The organism is Rhizobium sp. 05N49, from assembly GCF_056396805.1.
The window spans coordinates 1-5,749 of sequence record NZ_JBFTME010000052.1; the positions used below are offsets into that span (position 1 = coordinate 1).

General features: G+C 57.8%; 7 protein-coding genes and 2 pseudogenes. 3 read left to right on the top strand and 6 right to left on the bottom strand.

Annotated features, from left to right (window positions below):
* Together AC1DF8_RS36140 and AC1DF8_RS36145 are read right to left on the bottom strand one after the other, a co-directional pair.
* Positions 1-136: pseudogene (locus tag AC1DF8_RS36140) on the bottom strand (Hint domain-containing protein); the annotation flags it as partial.
* Positions 137-610: 474 nt separating this feature from the next.
* The gene (locus AC1DF8_RS36145) at positions 611-877 is read right to left on the bottom strand and encodes a hypothetical protein (RefSeq protein WP_478157601.1); all 267 of its coding nucleotides are present in this window, start codon (positions 875-877) and stop codon (positions 611-613) included.
* 743 nt (positions 878-1,620) lie between these two features.
* Between AC1DF8_RS36145 and AC1DF8_RS36150 the strand changes: the two genes are divergently transcribed.
* Entirely contained in the window at positions 1,621-2,118 is a 498-nt protein-coding gene (locus tag AC1DF8_RS36150) for a metallophosphoesterase family protein (protein WP_113209669.1), read from the top strand.
* Positions 2,119-2,632: 514 nt separating this feature from the next.
* Here the strand turns inward: AC1DF8_RS36150 and AC1DF8_RS36155 are convergent.
* Positions 2,633-3,241, bottom strand: a complete 609-nt coding sequence (locus AC1DF8_RS36155) for a GtrA family protein (RefSeq protein ID WP_478157603.1) — start codon at positions 3,239-3,241, stop codon at positions 2,633-2,635.
* 699 nt (positions 3,242-3,940) lie between these two features.
* On the opposite strand from AC1DF8_RS36155, the gene AC1DF8_RS36160 reads away from it, so the two are divergent.
* The gene (locus tag AC1DF8_RS36160; RefSeq protein WP_029616201.1) at positions 3,941-4,144 is read left to right on the top strand and encodes a cold-shock protein; all 204 of its coding nucleotides are present in this window, start codon (positions 3,941-3,943) and stop codon (positions 4,142-4,144) included.
* A 208-nt stretch (positions 4,145-4,352) separates the two neighbouring features.
* A pseudogene (locus tag AC1DF8_RS36165) lies at positions 4,353-4,487 on the top strand (rhodanese-like domain-containing protein); the annotation flags it as partial.
* Positions 4,488-4,548: 61 nt separating this feature from the next.
* On the opposite strand, the gene AC1DF8_RS36170 reads toward AC1DF8_RS36165, so the two are convergent.
* From AC1DF8_RS36170 to AC1DF8_RS36180, 3 genes are all read right to left on the bottom strand, one after another.
* A complete protein-coding gene (locus AC1DF8_RS36170; protein WP_112547932.1) occupies positions 4,549-4,812 on the bottom strand; it encodes a DUF2934 domain-containing protein in 264 nt (87 codons plus the stop codon).
* Between the two features lie 235 nt (positions 4,813-5,047).
* Positions 5,048-5,305: a hypothetical protein gene (locus tag AC1DF8_RS36175; RefSeq protein WP_183849392.1), complete on the bottom strand. Its 258-nt coding sequence runs from the start codon at positions 5,303-5,305 to the stop codon at positions 5,048-5,050.
* A 92-nt stretch (positions 5,306-5,397) separates the two neighbouring features.
* Entirely contained in the window at positions 5,398-5,670 is a 273-nt protein-coding gene (locus tag AC1DF8_RS36180) for an usg protein (RefSeq protein WP_113205169.1), read from the bottom strand.
* Between the last annotated feature and the right edge of the window lie 79 nt (positions 5,671-5,749).

Genomic DNA, 5,749 nt, shown 5'->3' on the forward strand with positions numbered 1-5,749 from the left:
TCGCAGGAGATGTGGAAATTGCCGTGGCCAATGCCGCCACGCCCGCGAGCCGAACACCGGCGGCAGCAGCGACACCTAGAAAATGTCTGCGCGCAGTATTGTGCGGCAGAAGTTTCGGATCTTCCGTGGATGACATGGCGATCTCCTTTCTGAAGCGGTCTCTGCGCCCTCCAAGTGGCGTGAAGACCGGCATTGTGAGGTTCTTCGTGAACAGGCAGGAATGAAGATAGGACTGCCGCGACAACCGGCCTCGGACCAAGGTCCTACTCGGGGACGATCAAAACAGTGTAAGCGGATCGTCCCTATTGAGTACTGGATTTAGTCATATCTGCATCTACGGATCATTTTCAGCTTTAGCGGCGGGTCAGAAACGTGGTCACTGCATTATCTTCAGATCTTTCTTGCGCAGGCTTTCGGACCAACGCGAAGAGCGCCTCATCGGTTTGACATATCTGGAGATGAAGGATCCGCAGCGATGATCTGCATCGCTGGTTCGGCAAGCTGAACAGATCGATCCGAGGCAACAAGCGAGACGCCATCTTCTAAAGAGTTAGAAGGGTCGACCCGTCGATCAATGCGAGGCTAACGTGTTTGTCGTCAGGTCCAGACATCAGCCGCCATCGCGGAGACATTCGTTGGAGAGGCTCGATCGGAGGTGCTCCTCCAGCTCAATACATACGCTCTCATAATGGGCGAGAATCAATTCGTGTTCGCCACCGTCGGTCTGGTATTTCGCTCTAGACTGCAATGCCTCACCATAGGTCTCGATCAGTTCCGTCAACTGGTGCGCCGTTGACGCATATGACTGAAGGTCGGGATGTGTCTTCAGAAGTGCCTTCAGACCGAACTGGAAACTGTCAGAGGTGGCTTCGTTCACTATTGATACCAAGAATACTGCAACGCTCGCGGGATTTTGCGAAGTCGCACCTGAATGGGACATGAAGATCCCGGGCGATGATGCCAGCCCCGCGTCGCCGCCAACAGCGATGGCGTTATGGTTGGAAGATCGGGGCCACTAGGGATTTTGTGAAATCGTCAGCGATAGGATGTAATCGCTCGCGCTACGAATACCGCGCACCAGAGCGACGCAAGGACCGACGTATGCTGTCCTCGTCGCCTTCGATGTGCTCGCCGCTATCACGAAGCTTCGAGATTCCTAGCTGAACGACCTTGATCATATCGGTCATCCGCTGACCGTGGCTATCCTGGTATTGTTCCAGCGTAGGGGCATGAAGCGTAACATCGAGCAGCGCAGAATTGTGACCGTCTTTGACCGCTTTGGCGCCGACAGCCCAAACTCGGCTGAACAAAAGTCGATCCGATTCAGTTATTGGCATGACGACCCGCTTGCGCGCCCCCGCGTCGTGTAAAGTGGTGAAGCTAGCGGGCTGCCTGCGGTCATCAACCGGACTAAAGTCCGATTCTGCGCCGCAACCACGCGTTGGTACGGTAGGGTACAAGCGACTTGTCCTGGCTCCAATGTGGGCTGTTGAAACAAGGAGGGCCATCGTCGGTCTGGAATGGCACTGTCTCCGGCTTCTCTGCAAAGAATGGAAGGTGACTTCTTTTCGAAGCGCCACAATATCTTGGCGACGGACGCTCCGGCCCCATGTTCCATCAATGATCTTCTTTACCAGCGATACCCATTTTGGCGATCCGCGTGTCCTCAGGATCGACCGACGTCCTTTCCCAGACATGGCCGCCCACGATCTGGCGCTGATCCAAAACTGGAATGGCCTCGTCGGCGAAGATGACGATGTCTGGCATCTCGGCGATTTCATGTCGGCCCGCGCAGGCGATTGCGACCAGCTTCTATCGCGCTTGAACGGGCGCAAACACCTGGTAGTTGGTAATAACGATCCAACAACGACCACTGAAGCGAGGGGTTGGACGAGCGTCCAACACTATGCCGAAATACGCACTGACGATCACCACCTGATCCTCTGCCACTACGCTTTCAGGACGTGGAACCAGATGGGCAAGAGATCGATCAATCTGCACGGCCACTCGCACGGGCGTCTAAAACCGCTGCCTCGCCAATTCGACGTCGGCGTGGATGCCCAAAAATTGCGCCCGGTGAGGTTGGAGCAGATCATGAAACGCGGGCGCGGTAGCTGATCTTCGTTGCGAAGCCGTTTGTGGGTCCGTCAGCGTAAGCCCTTCAACGCCTGCTTGGTCAATTTCGGCAATTGGGCATCGACTTTTTTTCGTGATGGAAACGTTAGGCTCATTTCAATGCCTGGCAATACTCCCGGCAGCCAATCACTCATGGTTCACCTGGCCCACATTGGTGCCTTGATTGGCTTGACTGGATTCGCCGGCCGCAAGGCGGCATTTGAGCTAATGTGTCGGGCCGATGAACCGCTCAACTGGTATAACGAGGAGGGCGACTTTGCCTGCCCTCCCCGGCCGATCTGCAAGCGCGCAACGGGACGGGGATCTTCTGGCTTGCAGGACCGGGCCATCCCGTCCCTTGCCCAAGCTTCTCGCTGGCGACGATTACAAGGCCCTGACGGCTGCATAGACGCGATGTGCCGCGGCGACATGGAGAGATTCTCGGATGGCATCGCGCCAGTTAAGGGGCGCTCGACCTGCTTCCCCTCAACGCGATTGCCGCCCGACTTGCCATCGGTTAGATGCGGTAGAATGACCATCGCGCACGCCTTCGACGGCAAGGGAGAAAGTCGATGGTCATCACGTGCGACCGGCGGCCTACCAAGGGGCTAGCCGCCGCGAACAAAGCCGTCGCGATACCGACATTGACCGCGGCTCCAGGGCTAACTACTGCGGAATATATCGACAACCCTCGGAGCAAGCCTCGGCCTCGCAGCCGTTGATCGCGACAGGTCATCAGGTTATTACCTGAAAAATTGACAATCACGGTGACGACGCTTGCGCTCGCTTGAGCCCACGCGAACTCCGTGCCCGTCGCAAGAACYGCGGCTAGCAGCGCCATGTGTAAGGCCATGAAAGCGGCGCCGAGGATGACAAGGCAAACCAGCCGCAAGGGGATGGCCGCTCTCGTTGCCTTGGCAACAAGCAGCTCCAAGTTGAAGAGCGACGCGACGATCCTCTTGCTGTGGCCGGCTGAACGGGTCGCGAACCGGTAGGGTAGTTCGGCAATGCGAACATCCGGCCCGGCATTTGACAGGATTTCAAAGCGTACCTTGAAACCATGGTTGCTCAACCGGGAGGCCATCGCTTCGACCAGGTCGCGGCGTGTCGCGACGAAACCGCTCATTGGATCGGTTGCAGAGGCCGAAGTTGAGAGCGCCAACGCTGCGGCCGATCTGGCGAGGTCCGAATTCGAACGATCTCAACTGCTCGCATCCAGAGAAGCAGCCAGTGGCGCCGCCACCGTCGCGTACCTTTCCCCCGAATCGCTTCTGGAAAAGGATGCGAAGCATCTCGCCCGACATCGGCTGGAATGAAAAAGGGCGCTCGACCCAATGGGGAGCGCCCGAACCATCCCGGCAACGTTTGCGGCGGAGGCCGAGGAGTGGTTGGAACGAATGTCGACCGAGTCGGTGCACTTTGGCAAGCTGGTGGTGAACGGACAGGAAACGCGCCGTTCGGCCAATAACTGTCACCCACACGTTATCCACAGCCTGTTCACAGTGTAACCGCATGCAAGCCTTTGCTTTTTGTCCGCTGGGATGAACTCTCAGGTGCTGCATTGCGGCAACGTCCGAGTGGAATTTTTCCGTACCGATACCGAGACTTGCTGATAGAGCGTATGTTGCCGGTCTCTCGAGCGCCAGGCGGCGGATCGCTCGGGGTCGGGAAGCGACCGGCGGACCTCGATGGTCGCTTCCCGAAAATGGCGGGTATCGCCCGCTGCGCCACCAAGCGCCGGTCTCCGGCCGGCAAGGGCACACCATTGCGGCGGAGACGTCGAGCGGTTATGAATTTCCCCTTAATCCAAATCGGGGAATTCGAAGTGGCGAACGGCACAGTCAAGTTTTTCAATCAGGACAAGGGCTTCGGCTTCATTACGCCAAACGATGGCGGCCAGGACGTCTTCGTTCATGTGAGTGCAGTCCAGGGCTCGACGCTGCTGCGCGAAGGGCAGAACGTCTCTTACGACCTGGGTCAGGATCGTAAGACCGGCAAGTCGAAGGCGGAAAACGTACGCGCGATCTGAGCGCTCGTGGGCGGGGCTTTCTGGATGAGGATCAGGACGGCTAACCTTTCCGACGCAACCGCGATGAGCGCCATTCTTGAGAGATTGGTGGCCGMCGGCCGTCGAAAGATGGCGGCGGACGTTGAGTACGTTTGCCTGCACCATGTGTCAAACCGTGATCTAGCTCTTCAGGCCGCGATCCCTCTAAAGGGACCCTCTGCCGCAGGAGGCGCTTGTGGTGCTCGTCGATGACCTCGTCGGCGCCCGTGCACGAAACGTTGCCCATTGGCTGCAGCGACGCGGCTACCAGATCGCTCTCCTGCTGGTCGATTTCGCCTGGCAGGTACTGAGCAAAGTCGCCTGAAGCGCCATAGGCAGCTGCAATCGTCGCGTCGCGACGGCTTGCGCCTTGCTGCGCATATCCGCTACTTATTCTCCGACGCCAACTCGCCCGGCTTGAAGCTTCCGGGTTTACCGCTCTGCGAGGGGATCGCATCAGAGGTTGTCTGATCGTGACCGTCCGGAACGTTCACTCCACTATGATGTGCGGGCGAAGACGTCTGCGGAAGTTCGCTACTATTACCGAGCTCCTTCTCGGCCTCGTGCCAGTGGCGCTCATGCTCGCCCTCCGGCCGGCCTTCAGCTTCCCATTTCTCATACGCACGGCGTTTGATGTGTTCGTCGTCCATGACATCCTCCTTGATCGAAATAACTTGGGAAGGAACCTGCGGTTCCTGAAGAGCCGTAAATCTTGGCGTGAGCCCCGGCAGCTCGCGCCATCGCTAGGTACTTCACGCAGATCGTCGAACCGTCGCGGCAGGTGAATGGAATGCGGCGTGTGGTCCAGACGTTTGGCGTCAGTGATTGTTGCCGGACCCGCACGCCATGTCCGATGAGCCTATGGTTAGTGGATCGCGTGGCTCGTCATTCGATGTGCGCCGAGTTGAAGCGCGAGATCATCGTGGTAGCCTGTTGCAGCACGCGTTCGGCCTTTTGTGGATCATCTCGCGCCGGTTCGTTGGCATCGATGCGGATCGCCTTGGCCATGTTGGCCTTGAGCGCAGCAAAGTGACGGTCGCCATGCACTTGTGCAGTCCCTTTAAGGATGCGCGCGATGTCGACAAAGACTTCCTCGCGCTCCTCGATGCCGAGGTCTCTGATGATCTTGATCTTCTCTTCCAGATCAACTCACTCCGGACAGACCAGCGATCTCGGCCGAGCTCATGAAGCCCCGGCCGCGAGAGCTAAGAAAGTAAAATTTCGTTTTCAAGGCTTCAGTGGAGCTTGAATTCGCCCTCGACACGGCGCCATTCGTTAGGGCCGATCAGACGTTGGTGGGTGTAGCGGACGGAATGCAGTGGTCCGTCGAGGCTGGCCTTCCAGAAGTTCAGGAACTTGCACATCTCAGGGAAATCCGGGGCAAGATCATAGTCCTGCCAAACGTAAGTCTGCAGGACGGATTCGAAGTCGGGAATGCGATAGAGGATATGCGCGGTGGTCAGTCCATAGCCGTTGAGCTGACGCTCCAGGTCCGATGAGAATTGCATACTTCATCTCCGTTTCATGACACTGCGAAGGTGGCGCAGAATCGCGCAGCCCTCAACGGTTTTCTGAACGCTTCGATGT